Origin of the sequence: Gemmobacter aquarius (assembly GCF_003060865.1) — a bacterium.
Taxonomy (GTDB): domain Bacteria; phylum Pseudomonadota; class Alphaproteobacteria; order Rhodobacterales; family Rhodobacteraceae; genus Paragemmobacter; species Paragemmobacter aquarius.
Genome location: NZ_CP028918.1, coordinates 2288402 through 2307342, shown reverse-complemented (window position 1 = coordinate 2307342; position 18941 = coordinate 2288402). Strand labels below are relative to the sequence as shown.

Sequence of the window (18941 nt, the reverse complement as noted above, 5' to 3'; positions counted from 1 at the left end):
GGACTGGAGAGGCCCGTGAGCAATCCTGACAGTTTCATCGACGAAGTGACCGAAGAGGTCCGCCGCGACCGGCTTTTCGCGATGTTCCGCAAATACGGCTGGATCGGGGTGTTGATCGTCGTCTTCATCGTCGGCGGGGCCGGTTACAACGAATGGCGCAAGTCTGCTGCGGAAGCGCGGGCCGAAGCCTTTGGCGATGCCGTGCTCGACGCGCTCGATATGGGCGGCGTCGAAGAGCGGCGCGCGGCGATGGGCGCTATTGCTGCGGACGGGGACCAGAACGCGGTGTTGCAGCTTTTGCTGGCATCCGATCCCGATACCGACCGCGCGGCGACGCTGGCCGCTTTGGAGACGCTGGCGGGCGACGAGAGCCAGCCCCAAAGCTACCGCGATCTTGCGACCTTGCGGCATGTGGTGGTGGTCGGGGCAGAGGCGCCGGTTGCAGAGCGGCGCGCGGCGCTTGATCCGATCGCGGCACCGGGGCGTCCGTTCCGCACGCTGGCGTTGGAACAGATGGCCTATCTGCTGGTCGAAGAGAAAAAGACCGACGAGGCTGTGGCCGCTTTGCAGGCGCTGATGCAGGATCAGGAAGCGCCTGCGGGTTTGCGGTCGCGGGCGGAACAGATGATCGTGGCGCTGGGCGGCGAGGTGCAACCCGCGACCGTTCCGCAACCGGCGGCACAGACAGACGACGCGGGCTGATGCCACGCCAATCCGGCGGGCAGGGGGACGCGTGAGCATGGGGACCGTGGCGTGATGCACAGGGTAGTCGGAACAATATTTGCCTCGGCGCTGGTCGCGGGGCTTGCCGGATGCGAGCGCGAGTTGATCCTGCCGGGAGAGCGCTTCGGGGTTCGGACCGATCTGGAAGCCTCGGTTCCGGTCGAGGGGCAGCCTGCCGTGGTGGATGCTGTCGCGGCAAACCGGGCCGAGCCGATCAGTCTGCCCGGCGCGGTGGCGAATGCCGACTGGACGCATCGCGGTGGCACGGTGCGGCATGCAAGCCCGCACGGGGTGCTTTCGCCAGCACCTGCGCGGGTCTGGTCGGTGAGCATCGGGCAGGGCGACAGCCGCAAGAACCGGATTTCGGCGGCGCCGGTCGTGGCGGGTGGCAGTGTCTTCACGATGGATTCGGAGGCGCGGGTTCAGGCCACGAGCACAGGCGGTGCGGTGCTTTGGGCGACGGACCTGACGGCGGCGTTCGACCGCGACGGCGGCATCTCGGGCGGGGGTATCGCCTTCGGGGACGGGGTCGTCTATGCGGCGACCGGTTATGGCGAACTGGTTGCGCTGCGGGCCGGGGATGGCGCGGTGATCTGGCGGCAACGGCTCGACAGCCCTGTGACCGGCGCGCCTGCGGTCGAGGGCGGAATCGTCTATGCCGTAGGGCGTGACGGGTCGGGTTGGGCCGTGAAGGCCGATACCGGCCGCGTGATGTGGACGGTTGCGGGGCCTGTGGGTGTGACCGGCATGGTGGGGGCGGCAGGGCCGACCGTGACCGAGACGCTGGTGATCTTTCCCTTTGCCAGCGGCGGCTTGACCGCGGCGCTGAAGAAGAGCGGCGTGCAGGTCTGGCAGGCCCCGGTTACCGGGCAGCGCGTTGGCCGGGCCTATGCCGGGGTGACCGATGTGACGGGTGACGCCGTGGTGCAGGGCGACCGGACCTATGTGGGCACGGCTTCGGGGCGGACGGCGGCGGTCGACACGTCGAGCGGCGAGCGGGTCTGGACCGCAACCGAGGGGGCGCTGAACCCGCCTCTGGTCGTGGGCGGGTCGGTGTTCGTGGTGAATGACGAGAACCGTCTGGTGCGGCTGGATGCGGCCACGGGCGAAGAGATCTGGGCGGTCGAGATGCCCTATTTCCTGAAAGCGAAAGCCAAGAATCGCAAGGCGATCGTCCCATTGTTCGGGCCGGTGCTGGCGGGCGGGCAGTTGGTCGTGGCCGGGGGGGACGGGCAGTTGCGGATGTTCAACCCGGTCGATGGCGCGTTGGTTGGCGGGGCGGAAGTGCCCGGCGGGGCGGCCTCGGCCCCGGCCTTGGCGGGGGGCATGTTGTATGTCGTCAGCGCATCGGGACAACTTCACGCTTTCCGTTGACCGCTTGCGCGTGTATGCGGGCGGCTTGCTGAACGTAGGACGCGGAAGATGAGCTTTACCCTCGCCATTGTCGGGCGACCCAATGTGGGCAAATCGACGCTGTTCAACCGTCTGGTTGGCCGCAAGCTGGCGCTGGTCGATGACCAGCCCGGCGTGACCCGCGATTTGCGCGAAGGCGATGCGAGGCTGTTCGATTTGCGGTTTACCGTGATCGACACGGCGGGGCTGGAAGAAGTCACCGACGACAGTTTGCAGGGGCGGATGCGCCGCCTGACCGAGCGGGCGGTCGAGATGGCGGATATCTCGCTGTTCGTGATCGACGGGCGCGTCGGTGTGACGCCTTCGGATGAAGTCTTTGCCGATATCCTGCGGAAGAAATCGGCGCGCGTGATCCTTGGCGTGAACAAGGCCGAAGGCTCGGCTGGCGATAGCGGGGCCATCGAAGCCTGGTCGCTGGGTCTGGGCGAGCCGGTGCGGATGTCGGCCGAGCATGGCGAGGGGATGGACGATCTGTACCGTCTGCTGCGCCCGCTGGTCGATGAATTCGCCGAGCGCGAGGCCGAGAATACGCCGGAAGTCGAGGTCGACCTGCCCGAGGAGTTGGGCGAGGACGAGATCGACGAGACCGCGCACCGGCCCACGGCGAAGAAGCCGTTGCAGATTGCGGTGATCGGGCGGCCCAATGCGGGGAAATCGACGCTGATCAACAAGATCATCGGCGAGGACCGTTTGCTGACCGGCCCCGAGCCGGGGATCACGCGGGATGCGATCTCGGTCCGGTCGGACTGGTTCGGCACGCCTGTGCGGATTTTCGACACGGCAGGGATGCGGAAGAAAGCGCGGGTGACCGAGAAGCTGGAGAAGCTGTCGGTGGCCGACGGTCTGCGGGCTGTGCGCTTTGCCGAGGTCGTGGTCGTGCTGCTGGACGTCGAGATTCCCTTCGAGGTGCAGGACCTGCGGATTGCCGATTTCGCCGAGACCGAGGGTCGGGCGGTGGTCGTTGCGGTGAACAAGTGGGATCTGGAAGACGAGAAGCAGGAAAAGCTGGCCGAACTGAAAGAGATGTTCGAGCGGCTGCTGCCGCAGTTGCGCGGCGCTCCGCTGATCACAGTGTCGGCCAAGACGGGGCGGGGGCTGGACCGGCTGCACGATGCGATCCGGCGCGCGCATGACATCTGGAACAAGCGCATCACCACGGCGCGGTTGAACACCTGGCTTGGCGCGATGACCGAGGCGCATCCGCCGCCGGCACCGGGCGGGCACCGGATCAAGCTGCGCTACATGACGCAGGTGAAGGCACGGCCGCCGGGGTTCGTGATCATGTGCTCGCGGCCCGACGAGATGCCCGAGAGCTACAAGCGTTATCTGGTGAACGGGTTGCGCGACCATTTCGAGATGCCGGGGACGCCGATCCGGATCATGTTCCGCAGCCAGAGCGCGAAGAACCCGTTCAAGGACAAGAAATTCCACACGCCGAGCCGGTTGCGAAAGCACACCGAGGGCGGGTGGAAGAACAAGGACTGAGGCGCGCGCCTGGTGCCAGCGGGCGGGGGGCCAGCCCCCCGCACCCCCCGGGATATTTTTGGACAGAAAATGAAGGGCGAGCGCGTTGGGCGCTTGCCCTTCTGTCGTTCAGGCGGTGCGGCGAGTTATGGCGAGGGTGGCGGCCATTGCGGCCATGCCTGCGAGGGCGGCGTAGGCGACGGTGGGGTTGGGGGTCCAGTTGACGGCGACCACTCCGAACAGCGCCCAGATCACGGTCAGGCCATAGAGCGGCATGGCGGGTTTGCGGGTCTGGACGGTGATGGCCAGTGCAAGGACGAGCGCCAGCATGGCGAGAGCCGAGGCGGTGTCGGCCAGCAGGCCATAGCCCGCGATGACCACGCCGGTCGAGACGGCGGCGGCGGCGGAGAGCCAGCCTGCGAAGATTGCGGCGGGGGCCGAGACGAGCCAGCGGTCGGTATCGGTCGTGGCGCGGAGGAAGGCTGCCAGCGCGGTTGCCGCCATGATCCAGATCGCCACGGTGGCTGTGATCGGGGCGGCGTTGGCGAGCGAGAGCCATGCTGCGCCAAGGGCGATTGCAATGGTGAGGGGCAGGCGGGGGCGGTCCCAGACGGGGCTTTCGGCGTGTTTCCACAGGCCAATGACGGCGTGGGCGATGAGCCAGAGGTAGATCACGCTCCAGATCGAGAAGGCATAGCCTGCGGGCTGGATCGAGGGGCGGGCGATGACCACGGGGAATTGCGCGGGGTCGTAGCCGGTGAAGGGCGGCGTGAGCAGGGGGGCCGCGCCAAAGGCGAGGGTGGCGAGAAGGAGGGCTACTGCGCGCTGCTTCGGGCCGCTCATGCGAGCGACCCGTCTGCGGCGATGCGGGTCTTGCCGCCGAGATAGGGGTGGAGGGCGGCTGGCAGGTCGACCGAGCCATCGGCCTGCTGGCCGTTTTCGAGCACCGCGATCAGGCAGCGGCCCACGGCGAGGCCGGAGCCGTTGAGGGTGTGGACGAATTCCGGCTTGCCGCCTGCTGGGCGGTAACGGGCGTTCATGCGGCGGGCCTGAAAGTCGCCGCAGACCGAGACCGAGGAGATTTCTCGGTAACGGTTCTGTCCGGGAAGCCAGACTTCCATGTCATGCGTCTTTTGCGCGCCAAAACCCATGTCGCCGGTGCAAAGCACGATGGTGCGGTAGGGCAGGCCCAGTTTTTCGAGGATCGCCTCGGCGCAGCGCGTCATGCGTTCGTGTTCGGCCATGCTGGTTTCGGGCGTGGTGATCGAGACCATCTCGACCTTTTCGAACTGGTGCTGGCGCAGCATGCCGGAGGTGTCCTTGCCCGCAGAGCCTGCTTCGGAGCGGAAGCACTGGGTGTGGGCAGTCATGCGGATGGGAAGCTGGGTTTCGTCGAGGATGTCGCCTGCGACAGTGTTGGTGAGGGTGACTTCGGAGGTGGGGATAAGCCACCAGCCGTTGGTGGTCTGGTAGCTGTCTTCGGCGAATTTCGGCAGTTGGTTGGTGCCATACATCGCCTCGTCCTTGACGAGGACGGGGGTCCACATCTCGGTCAGGCCGTGGTCGGTGATGTGGGTGTCGAGCATGAATTGTGCGAGCGCGCGGTGGACGCGGATCACGGCGCCCTTGAGGACGACGAAGCGGGCGCCCGACAGTTTGGCTGCGGTCTCGAAATCCATGCCGGGTTTGACGCCTGCGATGTCGAAGTGTTCGACGGGGGTGAAGTCGAAATTGCGCGGGGTGCCCCAGCGGCGGAGTTCGACGTTGTCATCCTCGTCGCGGCCGGTGGGCGCGTCGGCGTGGGGCAGGTTCGGGATGGTGAGAAGGAGGGCGCGCAGGGCTTCGTCCTGTTCGGCGGCTTCCGCTTGGAGGCGTGCCACCTCGGCTTTTTTGTCGGAGACGAGGGCGCGGAGCCGTTCGAATTCGGCATCGTCGCCGCGCGCCTTGGCGGCGCCTACGTCCTTGGAGGCGCGGTTCTGGTCGGCCTGTGCTGTTTCGGCCGCGAGGATCTTGGCGCGGCGGGATTCGTCGAGGCCAAGGATTTCCGGCGAGGCGGGGGGCAGGCCGCGACGGCCAAGGGCCGCGTCGAAGGCGGCGGGGTTTTCGCGGATGGCGCGGATGTCGTGCATGATCTGACCCTCTGACGGAACGGGGTGGGTATGCCAGATGGGGGTGCGGAGGGAAAGGGGGCGGTGCGCTTGACGGCAGGGTGCGGGGTGCGCTTGGATGGAGCGGCGTGGCGCCCGAGGGTGCTGTGCGGTGTAGTGCGAGTGCGGGGGGGTGGATGGCCGAGACGATCACGCAGGCGGCGCCGTATCTGGTCGGGGCATTGATCGGGATCAATCTGATCGGGCTAGGCTGGAGGTATCCGGCGTTCGGCTTGTTTCTGGTGCTGCTGGTCGGCAGCTATGCCTCTGTCCATGTCGGCGCCTGGGTCGGGATTGCGCCCGGCGTAGTCATGCTTTCGGCTGGCGGGGGGTGGTGGCGCTGGTCGCTGGACTGGCGTTTTACGGCTGGTGGAAAGGCATTAAGTAGGCTTTCGCCGCAGTCGGTTTCCTGCCGATCAAACTTGCGTCACCGCCACCGCGCGTTTCGCGGTGGCGAAGGCTGGTAAAGCGTGGCGGGCTTCATATATCGGCGCGTGGTCGGGTCTGCCGCCTTTGCGGTGGCGTGCCTTGCCTTCCCATGCGCCCGCCACTAGGGTGCGCGCCAATTCGCGGCGGGTTTCCGTCGCCAGATGACAGTGAGGACGATCCATGTTCGCTACCCCCGCCTTTGCCCAAGCCACCGGTGCTGCCGGAGCAGGTTCGGCTTTTGCATCCTTCGTGCCCTTGGTCCTGATCTTTGCGATCATGTATTTCCTGCTGATCCGTCCGCAGCAGAAAAAGGTGAAAGAGCATCGCGCGATGGTCGAGGCGCTGCGCCGTGGCGATCAGGTGGTGACGGCTGGCGGGATCGTCGGCAAGGTCGTGAAGGTCGGCGAGGACGGGATCGTCGAGGTCGAGATCGCCGAGGGTGTCAAGGTTAAGGTCGTGCGCCAGACCATCACGCAGGTGATGAACAAGACCGAACCGGCTGCGGCCTGATCCGTTGACCTTGGGTCTTTGACCCGTCCTGCTGGCTGGAAAGACGTCATGCTGTATACGCCGCTTTGGAAAAAGATCCTCATCTGGGCGGTCGTCGCCCTTGGCATCCTGTTTGCGATTCCGAACCTGTTCTACGGGCGGGTCGAGGCGCGGAACGATGCGGCCGATGCCGCAGAGAAGGCGGGGTTCGTCACGACCGAGCAGCAGGCGGCGATGGACGAATGGCCGTCGTGGATGCCAAGCGGGCTGGTCAATCTGGGGCTCGACCTGCGGGGCGGGGCGCATCTGCTGGCAGAGGTGCAGGTCGCCGACGTCTACAAGACGCGGTTGGACGGGCTTTGGCCCGAGGTGCGCGATGCGCTGCGCGACCAGCGCGACGCGGTGGGCAGCATCCGCCGCCAGCCTTCGGAGCCCGGCACGCTGCGGGTGGAAATCAGCAAACCCGAAGGGATGGCTGCGGCTGTCGATGCGGTCAAGGCGCTGGCTTCGCCGGTGACGACGCTGACGGGGGCGGGGTCGAGCGATCTGGACGTGACCGCCGAGGGTGCCACGCTGATCGTCACCCTGTCAGAGGCCGAACGGGCCGCGACGGACCAGCGCACCTTGCAGCAATCGCTGGAAATCATCCGCACGCGGGTTGACCAGGCGGGAACGCGCGAGCCGACGATCCAGCGGCAGGGGGCGGACCGTATCCTGATCCAGGTGCCGGGGATCGGGTCGGCCACGGAATTGAAACAACTGATCGGGACGACCGCGAAGCTGACCTTCAACCCCGTGGTGCGGCGGGGCACGTCGGAGGACAAGAACCCCGGCGCGGGTAACCTGTCGCTGCCGTCGCTGGATGAAAAGGATGTGTGGTATGTGGTCGAGGAAGCGCCCGTGGTTTCGGGCGAGGACCTGACCAATGCCAAGGGCGATTTCGACCAGAACGGGCGGCCTGCGGTGGCGTTCAAGTTCGATGTGTCGGGCGCACGGCGCTTTGGCGATTACACGGCCGAGAATATCGGATCGCCGTTTGCGATCGTGCTGGACGGAAAGGTGATTTCGGCGCCTGTCATCCAGTCGCATATCGCGGGCGGGTCGGGGATCATCACGGGCAACTTCACCGTGGAAGAGGCGAACCGGCTTGCGGTTCTGCTGTCGGCGGGGGCGCTGCCTGCGACGATGACCTTCCTTGAGGAGCGGACCATCGGGCCGGAACTTGGGCAGGATTCGATCGATGCGGGACGGGTCGCCACGCTGGTGGCGGCGGGGGCGGTGAGTCTGCTGATGATCGCTGCATACGGTTTGTTCGGCGTGATCGCGGTGGTGGCGCTGGCGTTCAACATGGCGCTGATCTTTGGCGTGATGTCGATTATCGGGGCCACGCTGACGCTGCCCGGCATCGCCGGTCTGGTTCTGACCATCGGCATGGCGGTGGATGCCAACGTGCTGATCTATGAACGCATCCGCGACGAATTGCGGGCGGGTGCGAAAAGTGCGGCGCGGGCTATCGAGCTGGGCTTCGAGCGGGCGCTATCTGCAATCATCGACGCCAACGTCACGACGCTGATCACGGCGGGCGTGCTGTTCTTCCTGGGGGCCGGTCCGGTGCGGGGCTTTGCGGTGACGCTGGCCATCGGGATCGTCACCTCGGTCTTTACGGCCACCAATGTCACAAAGCTGATCGTCACCTGGTGGTATAACTGGCGCAAGCCGAAAACGCTGGTCGTGTAAGGAGAATTCATCATGGCATGGCGCTTCAAGCTTGCACCAGACAATACCAACTGGGATTTTTTCCGCTGGCAGTGGATCACCTTTGGCGGGTCGCTGTTTTTGTCGGCCATGGCGGTTGTGCTGTGGGCGGTGATGGGGCTGAACTTCGGCATCGACTTCAAGGGCGGCACCACGCTGCGGACGGAATCGACCGTGGCCGTGGATGTGGGCGAATACCGGGTCGCACTGGAAGGGCTGGCGCTGGGAGATGTGTCGATCACCGAGGTGTTCGACCCGAATTTCACCGATGACCAGCATGTGACGATGATACGTCTGGCGGCCGAGGATGCGACCCAAGCGATCACGCCCGAGCAACTGGCGCAGGTGGAAGACGTGCTGCGCGCCAAGATCGACCCTGACATGAAGTTCCCGAGTGTCGAGACGGTGGGGCCGAAGGTTTCGGGCGAGTTGGTCTATACATCGGTGCTGTCGCTGGTTGTCACGAGCCTGTTCATCATGGGGTACATGTGGCTGCGCTTCGAATGGCAGTTCGGCGTTGGCGCGGTTCTGGCGCTGCTGCATGACGTGCTGATCACCATCGGGATCTTCGCTCTGTTCCAGATCAAGTTCGACCTGACCATCGTGGCCGCCTTGCTGACCATTCTGGGGTATTCGATCAACGACACGGTCGTGGTGTTCGACCGGTTGCGCGAAAACTTGCAGAAGTACAAGCAGATGCCGCTGCGCGACGTGATGAACCTTTCGGTGAACGAGACGCTGGCGCGGACGTTGATGACCTCTGTCACCACGCTGATCGCGGTCGGCGCGATGCTGGTCTTTGGCGGCGACGTGCTGCGGGGCTTTTCGCTGGCGATCTTTATCGGCGTTCTGTTCGGCACCTATTCGTCGGTCTATGTGGCAAAGAACATCGTGTTGATGATCGGGCTGGACCGGAGCGAGAAGGCCAAGAAGACCGGCACGCCGGACGAATTCGCCAATGTGGATGCCTGATCGGGAGGGGCTGTCTTGCGGCTGACCGAAATCAGTTACGGCACGGCGCAGCCTGTCGAGGGATATGGTCCCGGCTTTTTCCGCGTGGGGGGGCATGTGCTGCGCGGGGCTTGCCTGATCACGCCCTGGGATGCGGGGTTATGGGGCGGGCTGGAGGATACGGTGACGGTCCTGACCCTTGCCGGACGGATCGACGTGCTGCTACTGGGCACCGGCGGGCAGATCGCCCATGCGCCACGGGCTTTCGTCGACGCGCTTGAGGCGGGCGGGATCGGGGTCGAGGCGATGGCGTCACCCGCGGCCTGCCGGACCTATAACGTGCTCTTGGGCGAGGGTCGGCGGGTTGCGGCGGCGCTGTTGCCTGTGGATGCGGTGTGACGGCGCGCGCGCAAATCCGTTCGGATGAAATTGCAAATTCCTTGGAAGGAATTTGGGCATGATCCTGTCGGTGCGGGGTCTGGCGGTCGCGCGGGGCGGGGTCACGGTGCTGGAGGGGATCGGTTTCGATCTTGCGGCAGGGCAGGCGCTGATCTTGCGCGGGCCGAATGGTGCGGGCAAGACCACGCTGTTGCGGACGCTGGCCGGATTGCAGCCTGCGTTGGCGGGCGAGGTATCGGTGGCCCCCGAGGCGCTGGCTTATGGCGCCCATGCGGACGGGATCAAATCGGTTCTGACCGTTGCGGAGAATTTGCGGTTCTGGGCTGCGGTGCATGGAACGAGCGGGATCGAGGCTGCACTGGTGGCGATGGACCTGACGGGTTTGCGCGACCGGCAGGCGGCGCATCTGTCGGCGGGGCAGAAGCGGCGGCTGGGGCTGGCGCGGCTTTTGGTGGCGGGGCGTCCCGTCTGGCTGCTGGACGAACCGACGGTGTCGCTGGATGTCGCCTCGGTCGCGCTGTTCGCGGGCGTGGTGCGCGGGCATCTGTCGGCGGGCGGGGCGGCGCTGATTGCGACGCATGTCGACCTCGGGCTTGGCGAGGCGGGGGTGCTGGACGTGGGGGCCTTTCGTGCGGTTGCCCCTGCGCGGGCAGGCGCGTTCGACGAGGCTTTCGGATGAGGCTGTGCGTGGCCCCCCACCCCGTCCCTCGCCCACGGGGAGAGGGAAGCGCCGGTCTTGTGACGGGCGCGCCGGTTGTTGGCGTGGCAGGAGGGCTGTCTGCCCCCCGTCGCCTGACGGCGCCTCCCCCGAGGATATTTGCACCAGCGTGAACGGGGGTGGGTCGTGTTCGCGCTTTTGATGCGGGATCTGCGGTTGGCGGTGCGGGCGGGCGGGGGCTTTGGCCTTGGGCTGGCATTCTTTCTGCTGGTGGCGGTGCTGGTGCCTTTGGGTGTGGGGCCGGAGGGCGGGGTGCTGGCACGGATCGCGCCGGGGATCCTGTGGGTGGGGGCGCTCTTGGCCTGCCTGTTGTCGCTCGACCGGATATTCGCGCTGGATTTCGAGGATGGATCACTGGATCTGCTGGCGACATCACCGATGCCGCTGGAAGGTGTCGTGGCGGTGAAGTCGCTGGCGCATTGGCTGGTGACGGGGGTGCCGTTGGTCGTGGTCGCGCCTGTGCTTGGGGTGCTGTTGAACCTGCCCGTTGCGGGCTATGGCTGGCTGGTGGTTTCGCTGGCGCTTGGCACGCCGGCGCTGTCTGTCATCGGCGCCTTTGGCGCGGCTTTGGTGGTGGGGGTGAAGCGCGGCGGGCTTTTGTTGTCGCTGCTGGTGTTGCCGCTCTACGTGCCGACGCTGATTTTCGGGGCCGAGGTGGTCAAGCGCGGGGCGGCGGGGCTGGCTGTGGGCACGCCGGTGTTGCTGCTGGCTGGGATCACGCTGGGGGCGGCGGCGCTGTTGCCCTTTGCCAGTGCTGCGGCGCTGCGGGTCAATTTGCGGTGAGTGCGGCGGGGGGCCGCGTTGCGGCGCGGGCGGTTGGGGGGTAAGCGGAGAACCATGTCGATCTGGGAATATGCCAATCCGAAGAAGTTCATGCAGACCTCGGGCATCGTGCTGCCTTGGGTGGCTGCGCTGTCGGGTCTATGTCTGGTGACGGGGCTGGTCTGGGGGTTTTTCCTGACGCCGGATGATTTCCGGCAGGGATCGACCGTGAAGATCATCTATCTGCATGTGCCGAGTGCGATGATGGCGATCAATGCCTGGGCGATGATGCTGGTCACGAGCCTGATCTGGCTGGTCAGGCGGCACCATGTGAGCGCACTTGCGGCAAAGGCGGCGGCGCCGGTGGGATTGACCTTTACCGTGATCGCGCTGGTGACGGGCGCGCTGTGGGGCCAGCCGATGTGGGGGACGTGGTGGGCCTGGGACCCGCGGCTGACGAGTTTCCTGATCCTGACGCTGTTCTATCTGGGCTATATCGCGCTGTGGCAGGCGATCGAGGACCCGGACACGGCGGCTGACCTGACGGCGGTGCTCTGTCTGGTGGGGTCGGTCTTTGCGGGATTGAGCCGTTATGCGGTGCTGTTCTGGAATCAGGGGCTGCATCAGGGGGCGTCGCTAAGCCTCGACAAGGAAGAGAACGTGGCGGATGTGTTCTGGGTGCCGCTGCTGGTCTGTATCGCGGGCTTTGTGCTGTTGTTTCTGGCGCTGGTGCTGGTGCGGACGCGGACGGAAATACGGACGCGGCGGCTGATGGCGCTGATGGCGCGGGAGCGGATGGCATGATGCCGGAGTTGGGGAAATATGCCTTTGCGGTGCTGGCGTCATACGGGGCCACGCTGGTCTTGCTGGCGGCGGTCGTGGCGCTGTCGGTCTGGCAGGGCGGGCGTGTGAAGCGGGCCTTGGCCGAGGTCGAGGCGCGGCAGGGGAAAGACAATGGCTAGATGGCTGATGGTACTGCCGCCGGTGCTGTTCGTGGCGCTGGGGGGGGTGTTTTATGCGGGCATGTATCGGGACAACCCCAACGAGTTGCCGTCGACCTTTATCGGGCGCGAGGCGCCTGCGGTGCCTGCCGCGGGGCTTGAGGGGGTCACGCTGCTGACCGATGCCGATCTGCGGACGGGCCGTGTGACGGTGGTGAATTTCTGGGCAAGCTGGTGCCCACCCTGCCGGGCCGAGCATCCGGTGCTGAAGCAGATGGCGGCGGACGGGGTGCGGGTTGCGGGCATCAACATGCGCGACGATGCCGAGAAGGCGGCGGCCTATCTGGCCGAGGAGGGCAACCCGTTTCTGGGCGTGGGCTTTGACCCCAAGGGCGTGACGGTGGTGGATTGGGGTGTCACCGCGCCGCCGGAAACGTTCATCATCAACGGGGACGGGACTGTGGCGTTCCGTTTTGTCGGCCCGCTTGTCGGGTCGGATTACGAGCAGCGCTTCGTGCCGGAACTGGAAAAGGCGCTGGCGGCTGAAGCTGCGGGCTGATCAGAGCGCTGCCAGCACAAGAAAAAGTAGAGTCAGGGCCAAGAACCCCTCGCCCCAAGGAAGGGCGGGTAAGGGTGCTGTGGGGGCGGCAGAAGGCTTGCTGACTGGCTTGGGCATTCAAAAAATCCCGGCGGGGCTGAAACGGACCGTTTGTCTATCGCGCCATCATAACAAAAAGGCCCGCTGATGCGGGCCTTTTCTTTGGAAACAATGGGTTTCCGGATCAGGCGGAAGCAAGATCGCGCAGCACGTAGTGCAGAACGCCGCCGTGTTCGACGTATTCGATCTCGATTTCCGTATCGATGCGGCATTTGATCTGGATGGTTTTGACCGTGCCGTCGCCGTAAGTGATGGTGCAGGGGATGATCGAGAGCGGCTTGAGGTCGCCTTCGAGGCCGGTGATGGCTACGGTTTCATCGCCTTTGAGGCCCAGCGATTTGCGGGTGTCGCCGCCGGTAAATTCGAAGGGGATGACGCCCATGCCGACGAGGTTGGAGCGGTGGATACGCTCGAACGATTCAGCGATCACGGCTTTCACGCCGAGGAGGGCTGTGCCTTTGGCGGCCCAGTCGCGCGACGAGCCTGCGCCGTATTCGATGCCGCCGAAGATCACCAAGGGCGTGCCGTTGGCCTGGTAGGCCATCGAGGCGTCGTAGATCGAGGTCTGCGCGCCATCGGGGCCTTTGGTGTAACCGCCTTCGACGCCGTCGAGCATTTCGTTCTTGATGCGGATGTTGGCGAAGGTGCCGCGCATCATCACTTCGTGGTTGCCGCGACGGGCGCCGTAGGAGTTGAACTCGGACAAAGGCACCTGCCGTTCGGTCAGGTATTTGCCTGCGGGGGTGGTGGCTTTGAACGACCCTGCGGGCGAGATGTGGTCGGTGGTGATCATGTCACCCAGAAGGGCGAGGACGCGGGCGCCTTCGATGTTCTTGATGGTGCCCGGTGTCTTGGCCATGCCGCGGAAGTAGGGCGGGTTCTGGATGTAGGTCGATGAGGCGGGCCAATCGTAGGTTTCGGCATCGGTGATTTCCACCCCTTGCCATTTTTCATCGCCTTTGAACACGTCGGCGTATTTCTTGAGGAAGGCTTCGCGCGTCACGGTGGCGTGGACGAGGTCGGCGATTTCCTTGTTCGTGGGCCAAATGTCGCGCAGGTAGACGGGTTGGCCGTTCGAGCCTGTGCCGAGGGGTTCGGTGGTGAGGTCGATGTTCATATCGCCTGCCAGTGCGTAGGCCACGACGAGCGGCGGGCTGGCGAGGTAGTTGGCGCGGACGTCTGGCGAGATCCGGCCCTCGAAGTTGCGGTTGCCCGACAGGACGGCGGTGGCGACGAGGTCGCCTTCGGTGATGGCCGCGCTGATTTCGGGCTGGAGCGGTCCGGAGTTGCCGATGCAGGTGGTGCAGCCGTATCCGACGAGGTTGAAGCCGACGGCGTCGAGGTCTTCTTGCAGGTTGGCGGCGTTGAGGTATTCCGACACGACCTGTGATCCCGGTGCCAGCGAGGTTTTCACCCAAGGCTTGGATTTCAGGCCCAAGGCGCGGGCTTTGCGGGCGACGAGGCCTGCGCCGATCATGACATAGGGGTTCGAGGTGTTGGTGCAGGAGGTGATCGAGGCGATCACGACCTTGCCCGAGGAGAGTTTGTAATCTTCGCCCTTGACCTGCACTTCGGTGCCGAGGGGGCGCTTGAACGAGGCTTCCATTTCCTTGGCGAAACCGGATTTGGCATCGGTCAGGGGAACGAAATCCTGCGGGCGTTTGGGGCCAGAAATGGCGGGGACGATGCTGCCCATGTCAAGCTCGAGGGTCGAGGTGTAGACGGGCGCATAATCGGGGCCGCGCCACATGCCGTTGGCTTTGGCATAGGCTTCGACGAGGGCCACGCGGGCCGTGTCGCGGCCTGTCATGTGCAGGTAGCGGATGGTTTCATCGTCGATCGGGAAGAAGCCGCAGGTGGCGCCATATTCGGGGGCCATGTTGGCGATGGTGGCGCGATCGGCGAGCGGCAGGTGGTCGAGGCCGGGGCCGTAGAATTCGACGAATTTGTTGACCACGCCGTGTCTGCGGAGCATCTGCACGACCTTGAGCACGAGGTCGGTGGCAGTGGTGCCCTCCATCATCGTGCCGGTCAGCTTGAAGCCGACGACTTCGGGGATGAGCATCGAGACGGGCTGGCCGAGCATGGCGGCTTCGGCCTCGATCCCGCCGACGCCCCAGCCGAGGACGGCGAGGCCGTTGACCATGGTGGTGTGGCTGTCGGTGCCGACGAGCGTGTCGGGGTAGGCGACTTCGACGCCGTGCTGGTCGGTATCGGTCCAGACGGTCTGGGCGAGGTATTCGAGGTTGACCTGATGGCAGATGCCGGTTCCGGGGGGCACGACGCGGAAGTTGTCGAAGGCGTTCTGGCCCCATTTCAGGAAGACGTAACGCTCCATGTTCCGCTCATACTCGCGGTCGACGTTGGCCTGGAACGCGCGGGGGGTGCCGAATTCGTCGATCATCACCGAGTGGTCGATCACGAGGTCTACGGGGACGAGCGGGTTGATCTGCGAGGCCGAGCCTTTCAGCCCGAGGATGCCGTCACGCATGGCGGCAAGGTCGACAACGGCGGGGACGCCGGTGAAATCCTGCATCAGCACGCGGGCGGGGCGGTAGGCGATTTCGCGGGGGTTCTTGCCGCCGAGCTTGCCCCAGTCGGAGAAGGCCTTGATGTCGTCGACCGAGACGGTCTTGCCGTCTTCGAACCGCAGCATGTTTTCCAGCACCACCTTGAGCGCGGCGGGCAGGCGCGAGAAGTCGCCCAGGCCGGCCGCTTCGGCGGCGGGGATCGAGTAATAGTCGATGCTCTTGCCGCCTGCGGTGAGGGTTTGGCGGGTCTTGGCGCTGTCGTGTCCGACGGTGACGGTCATGGGGGCCTCCTGACGGTGGGTTCATTTGCGCGGGCCGTTGCGGGCCGATTTCATGCCCCTTTGCCGGTCTTTTGTCAGTCTGGCAAGGGAGTCGTGCGCTTTGTATGCAATTGTATGCCGAAAATAAAGCCCCTTTCTGGCGGTGGGCTTGGTCCGGCTTTGTTGCCGATACTCGCAAAACCTTGATTGGCGGTGTGGATGGGCGTTCTGTAGCAGTTGGGGTGAAGTTTTGCGCGAAGTGGGGAAGCGTTTGGCACAGATGCGACAAATCGTCGGCGCGGTTTCGGCTGCCTTGTCGAAGGGCAGGGTCGGGCTGCTGACCGGGCTTGTCGGCGCGGCGATGCTGGCCGATGCGGTGCGGGCCGATGATGGCAAGCCTGCGGTCGTGGTCGAGCTATACACGTCGCAGGGGTGTTCTTCCTGCCCGCCTGCGGACGAATTCATGGGCGAGTTGGCGCAGGCCGAACATGTGATCGCGCTTTCGCTGCATGTGGATTACTGGGATTACATCGGCTGGGAAGACAGTTTCGCGCAGGCCGGATTCACCGAACGGCAAAAGGCCTATGCCCGCGCAGGGCATAGCCGCATGGTCTATACGCCGCAGATGATTGTCGGCGGGGTCGAGCGGGTCGAGGGCAACGCGCCGGACGAGGTGGTGCGGTCGATCGGGCGGCATTTGTCGGCGGTGCCGGTGGTCAAGCTGGATCTGGTGCGCGAGGGCGGGCAGGTGGTGATCCGCGCGCTGGCGGATCCGCCGCTTGGCGATGCAGTGACGCTGCAACTTGTGCGATACATTCCGGTCGAGACAGTGACGATCGAGCGCGGAGAGAACGCGGGGCGGGTGATGACCTATCACAACGTCGTCACCGAGTGGCGGACGCTGGGCGAATGGTCGGGAGCCGCGCCTTTCGAGATGCGGGCCGATGCGGCGGGCGACGAGCCTGTCGTCGTAATCGTGCAAGAGGCCGGGCCTGCGACGATTCTGGCTGCGGCGCGGGTCGAGTAGGTCAGCCCTTGGCTTGCGTTTCGCGGTGCCAGACGTAGAGGCCGGCGATGACGATGATGCTGGCGCCGATGACCGTCATCAGGTCGGGGTATTCCCCGTACAGCAAGATGCCCCAGAGGGTTGCGAGCACGATGCCCGCATAGCCGAAGGGGGCCACTGAAGAAGCCTCGGCGATCGAGAAGCTGCGGATCAGGGCAAGCTGGGCGGCGGTGCCGAGGCAGCCTATGGTGATGAAGATCGGAAAGTCTGACAGCGGGATCGGCACCCATGCGCCGGGAAGCAGGGCGCTGGTGACGAGCGTCCCGAAAAGACCCGCATAAAGCATCGAGGTCCATGCGGTTTCGGTTGAGCCGACCTTGCGCGTGATGATGGCGTTGGTCGCGTAGCAGACGGCGCAGCACAGCGGCAGCAGGGCCGCGGGGGTAAACACGCCCATGCCGGGACGGATCACGATCATCGCGCCGATCATTGCGGCGACAACGCCTGCGATGCGACGGGGGCCGAGTTTCTCGCCCAGAAAGAGCGCGGCGCCGAGTGTGATGAGGACAGGGTTGATGTCGGTGAGCGCGGTCGCCTCGGCCAGACCGATGTAGTTGAGCGAGGTGAAGAAGAATCCGGTGGCCCCAAGCTGGGTGGCCGAGCGCAAGAGGTGCAGACGCGGGTGGCGGGTGCGAAGCACGGGGGGAAGGTTGCGGTTGAGGATGACTATGACCAGAAGCAACTGGCCGGTGAAGCGTGCCCAGACCACCTGTTCGGTCGGGTAGCGTTGCACAAGGCCCTTGGCCAGCGCGTCCATCATGGTGAAGAGCAGAACCGCGAAAAGCATCAGCAAGATGCCTTGGCGGGTCGAGGCCTTGGTCGGGATAAGCATGCGTGTCTGCCTTTGCGTCGGCGTGACGCTAGGCGGGCGGCGGGGCAGGGGCAAGGGGGGGCAGAAGCAAGGGGAGTCAGGCCGTATCGCGTTGAAGGGTGATTTCGCCGTTCGCTTCGAGCGTGCGGATTGCGGTGACGATTGCGGAAAAGGCGGCCTCGGCCTCGGGCGGGCGGGGCGGGGGCAGGGCTTGCGCTTCTTCGCGCAGGGATTGGGCCATGCGCTGCGAGATGTTTGACAGGATGAATTCGGCCACGGTCGAATGGCGCGGGTCGGCCGCGCTGGCGGCGATGGCGAGGGCCATTTGCGCCGGATCGACGAGGCGCAGCACCTTGGGCAGATCGCGCGGGGCGACGCGGGCGGGGATGTGGGGGTAGGTGAAGATGGCCTTTCGCACCTCGGCGGCGAAGCTGGCGTCCTGCTGGTCGAGGCCGGTGAGCACATCGTCACGGGTCGCCGAGGGCGAGACGTTCAGGATGGCGCCCACGCGTTCGACGGGCCCCGCCTCGAAGGCGCGGGCGGGTTGGGCATCGAGTTGGGCGGCGAGCGACAGGCCGATGCGGCGCACGGTTTCGGGATCGACCCCGCCGGTCAGCGAGATGGCATAGGCGATGCGGCGGGCATGATCGCCGGGAAGTTGCGACAGGAGTTCGGCGGCCTTGGGCACCGGCAGTTTCGACAGCATGACGGCCGCCACTTCGTGCGATTCGGTGGTGAGCACGGGCATGATGCGTTCGGGCGGCAGGGCTGCGATGACATCCCACGGGTCGGCCTTGGCCGCGGTACCGGCAAGGCGGCGCAGGCGGCTGGCAGCGGTTGTGGAAATATGCCCGTCCATCAGGCCAAGCGCGCCTTCGATGCCCGGCGGGAAGGCGAGGCCGGTGTCGTCGAGCATGGCGGTGAATTCTTCGACCACAGCGGCAAGGGTGGCGCGGTCGATCAGGCGCATCTGGCCCATCTGTTCGGCAAGGGCGGCTTGCAGGTGGTCAGGCAGGGCTGACAGCGGCAGGCGGGTGCCTTCGGCCAGCAAAAGGCGCACGATGATCGCGGCTTTTTCGCGCGGCGCGGGGACAGGGCGTGCAGGCAGGTGGCGGGGGGCAAGGGTCAGGTCGGTCATTGTGCCTCGGGTGATGGGACCGGGGCAGGGTAGTCGGGGGGCGGTTAAGGCTTGGTTAGCGCCCCCCTTTTGCAGTCCGACAGGGAGGGTCGGTTACGACGTGGTGACAGGCTGGCAGATGCCGGTCGCGGCGTCATACATCGTGCCTTCGGCGCAGACCGAGGCCGAGATGTTGCTTTTCTTTTCGGAACAGCCGCCGCCTGCGAGGGCAAGGGTCGGAGAGAGCATCAGGGCAATCACGGCGAGGGTCGTCTTGATCTTCATAGGTGTCCTCCTTTTGGGTCTT

At 65.5% G+C, this 18941-nt stretch carries 20 protein-coding genes; 14 read left to right on the top strand and 6 right to left on the bottom strand.

Annotation, left to right across the window (positions count from 1 at the left end):
• Positions 1-15: 15 nt before the first annotated feature.
• The 3 genes from HYN69_RS11170 to der are packed head-to-tail and all read left to right on the top strand — an operon-like array spanning position 16 to position 3621.
• Complete coding sequence (locus HYN69_RS11170) at positions 16-702, top strand: tetratricopeptide repeat protein (RefSeq protein WP_108435804.1); 687 nt, start codon at positions 16-18, stop codon at positions 700-702.
• 54 nt (positions 703-756) lie between these two features.
• Positions 757-2097, top strand: coding sequence for an outer membrane protein assembly factor BamB family protein (locus HYN69_RS11165; RefSeq protein ID WP_108435803.1), 1341 nt, complete (start codon positions 757-759; stop codon positions 2095-2097).
• Between the two features lie 48 nt (positions 2098-2145).
• Positions 2146-3621, top strand: coding sequence for a ribosome biogenesis GTPase Der (gene der, locus HYN69_RS11160; protein WP_108435802.1), 1476 nt, complete (start codon positions 2146-2148; stop codon positions 3619-3621).
• 108 nt (positions 3622-3729) lie between these two features.
• On the opposite strand, the gene HYN69_RS11155 is transcribed toward der, so the two are convergent.
• Positions 3730-4443 (bottom strand): hypothetical protein, encoded by a 714-nt coding sequence (locus HYN69_RS11155; protein ID WP_108435801.1) that lies wholly within the window; start codon positions 4441-4443, stop codon positions 3730-3732.
• Entirely contained in the window at positions 4440-5729 is a 1290-nt protein-coding gene (serS, locus tag HYN69_RS11150; RefSeq protein ID WP_108435800.1) for a serine--tRNA ligase, read from the bottom strand. Before serS ends, HYN69_RS11155 begins: the two co-directional genes overlap by 4 nt.
• 155 nt (positions 5730-5884) lie before the next feature.
• Between serS and HYN69_RS11145 the strand changes: the two genes are divergently transcribed.
• The 10 genes from HYN69_RS11145 to HYN69_RS11100 all read left to right on the top strand — a co-directional run bounded on the left by HYN69_RS11145 (position 5885) and on the right by HYN69_RS11100 (position 12750).
• A complete protein-coding gene (locus HYN69_RS11145; RefSeq protein WP_108435799.1) occupies positions 5885-6214 on the top strand; it encodes a hypothetical protein in 330 nt (109 codons plus the stop codon).
• 142 nt (positions 6215-6356) lie between these two features.
• Positions 6357-6686, top strand: coding sequence for a preprotein translocase subunit YajC (yajC, locus tag HYN69_RS11140; RefSeq protein ID WP_108435798.1), 330 nt, complete (start codon positions 6357-6359; stop codon positions 6684-6686).
• Positions 6687-6734: 48 nt separating this feature from the next.
• Positions 6735-8402, top strand: coding sequence for a protein translocase subunit SecD (gene secD, locus HYN69_RS11135; protein ID WP_108435797.1), 1668 nt, complete (start codon positions 6735-6737; stop codon positions 8400-8402).
• A 12-nt stretch (positions 8403-8414) separates the two neighbouring features.
• Positions 8415-9392 carry a protein translocase subunit SecF gene (secF, locus tag HYN69_RS11130; protein WP_108435796.1) on the top strand — a complete coding sequence of 326 codons (978 nt, stop codon included), beginning with the start codon at positions 8415-8417 and terminating at the stop codon, positions 9390-9392.
• A 15-nt stretch (positions 9393-9407) separates the two neighbouring features.
• Positions 9408-9770 carry an Mth938-like domain-containing protein gene (locus tag HYN69_RS11125; protein WP_108435795.1) on the top strand — a complete coding sequence of 121 codons (363 nt, stop codon included), beginning with the start codon at positions 9408-9410 and terminating at the stop codon, positions 9768-9770.
• Positions 9771-9828: 58 nt separating this feature from the next.
• Positions 9829-10449 (top strand): heme ABC exporter ATP-binding protein CcmA, encoded by a 621-nt coding sequence (ccmA, locus tag HYN69_RS11120; protein ID WP_108435794.1) that lies wholly within the window; start codon positions 9829-9831, stop codon positions 10447-10449.
• A 165-nt stretch (positions 10450-10614) separates the two neighbouring features.
• Entirely contained in the window at positions 10615-11271 is a 657-nt protein-coding gene (gene ccmB / locus HYN69_RS11115) for a heme exporter protein CcmB (protein ID WP_108435793.1), read from the top strand.
• Between the two features lie 54 nt (positions 11272-11325).
• Positions 11326-12054, top strand: coding sequence for a heme ABC transporter permease CcmC (gene ccmC / locus HYN69_RS11110; protein WP_108435792.1), 729 nt, complete (start codon positions 11326-11328; stop codon positions 12052-12054).
• Positions 12051-12212, top strand: a complete 162-nt coding sequence (gene ccmD / locus HYN69_RS11105) for a heme exporter protein CcmD (RefSeq protein WP_108435791.1) — start codon at positions 12051-12053, stop codon at positions 12210-12212. Before ccmC ends, ccmD begins: the two co-directional genes overlap by 4 nt.
• Positions 12205-12750, top strand: coding sequence for a DsbE family thiol:disulfide interchange protein (locus HYN69_RS11100; RefSeq protein WP_230426387.1), 546 nt, complete (start codon positions 12205-12207; stop codon positions 12748-12750). Before ccmD ends, HYN69_RS11100 begins: the two co-directional genes overlap by 8 nt.
• 223 nt (positions 12751-12973) lie before the next feature.
• Here the strand turns inward: HYN69_RS11100 and acnA are convergent, their stop codons facing one another.
• Positions 12974-15661, bottom strand: a complete 2688-nt coding sequence (gene acnA, locus HYN69_RS11095) for an aconitate hydratase AcnA (protein ID WP_108435789.1) — start codon at positions 15659-15661, stop codon at positions 12974-12976.
• Positions 15662-16001: 340 nt separating this feature from the next.
• On the opposite strand from acnA, the gene HYN69_RS11090 reads away from it, so the two are divergent.
• Positions 16002-16667, top strand: coding sequence for a DUF1223 domain-containing protein (locus HYN69_RS11090; RefSeq protein ID WP_108437167.1), 666 nt, complete (start codon positions 16002-16004; stop codon positions 16665-16667).
• 1 nt (position 16668) lies between these two features.
• On the opposite strand, the gene HYN69_RS11085 is transcribed toward HYN69_RS11090, so the two are convergent.
• From HYN69_RS11085 to HYN69_RS11075, 3 genes are all read right to left on the bottom strand, one after another.
• Entirely contained in the window at positions 16669-17538 is an 870-nt protein-coding gene (locus HYN69_RS11085) for a DMT family transporter (RefSeq protein ID WP_108435788.1), read from the bottom strand.
• Positions 17539-17614: 76 nt separating this feature from the next.
• Positions 17615-18655, bottom strand: coding sequence for a FliG C-terminal domain-containing protein (locus HYN69_RS11080; protein WP_108435787.1), 1041 nt, complete (start codon positions 18653-18655; stop codon positions 17615-17617).
• Positions 18656-18748: 93 nt separating this feature from the next.
• A complete protein-coding gene (locus HYN69_RS11075; protein WP_108435786.1) occupies positions 18749-18919 on the bottom strand; it encodes an adenylosuccinate lyase in 171 nt (56 codons plus the stop codon).
• Positions 18920-18941: the final 22 nt, after the last annotated feature.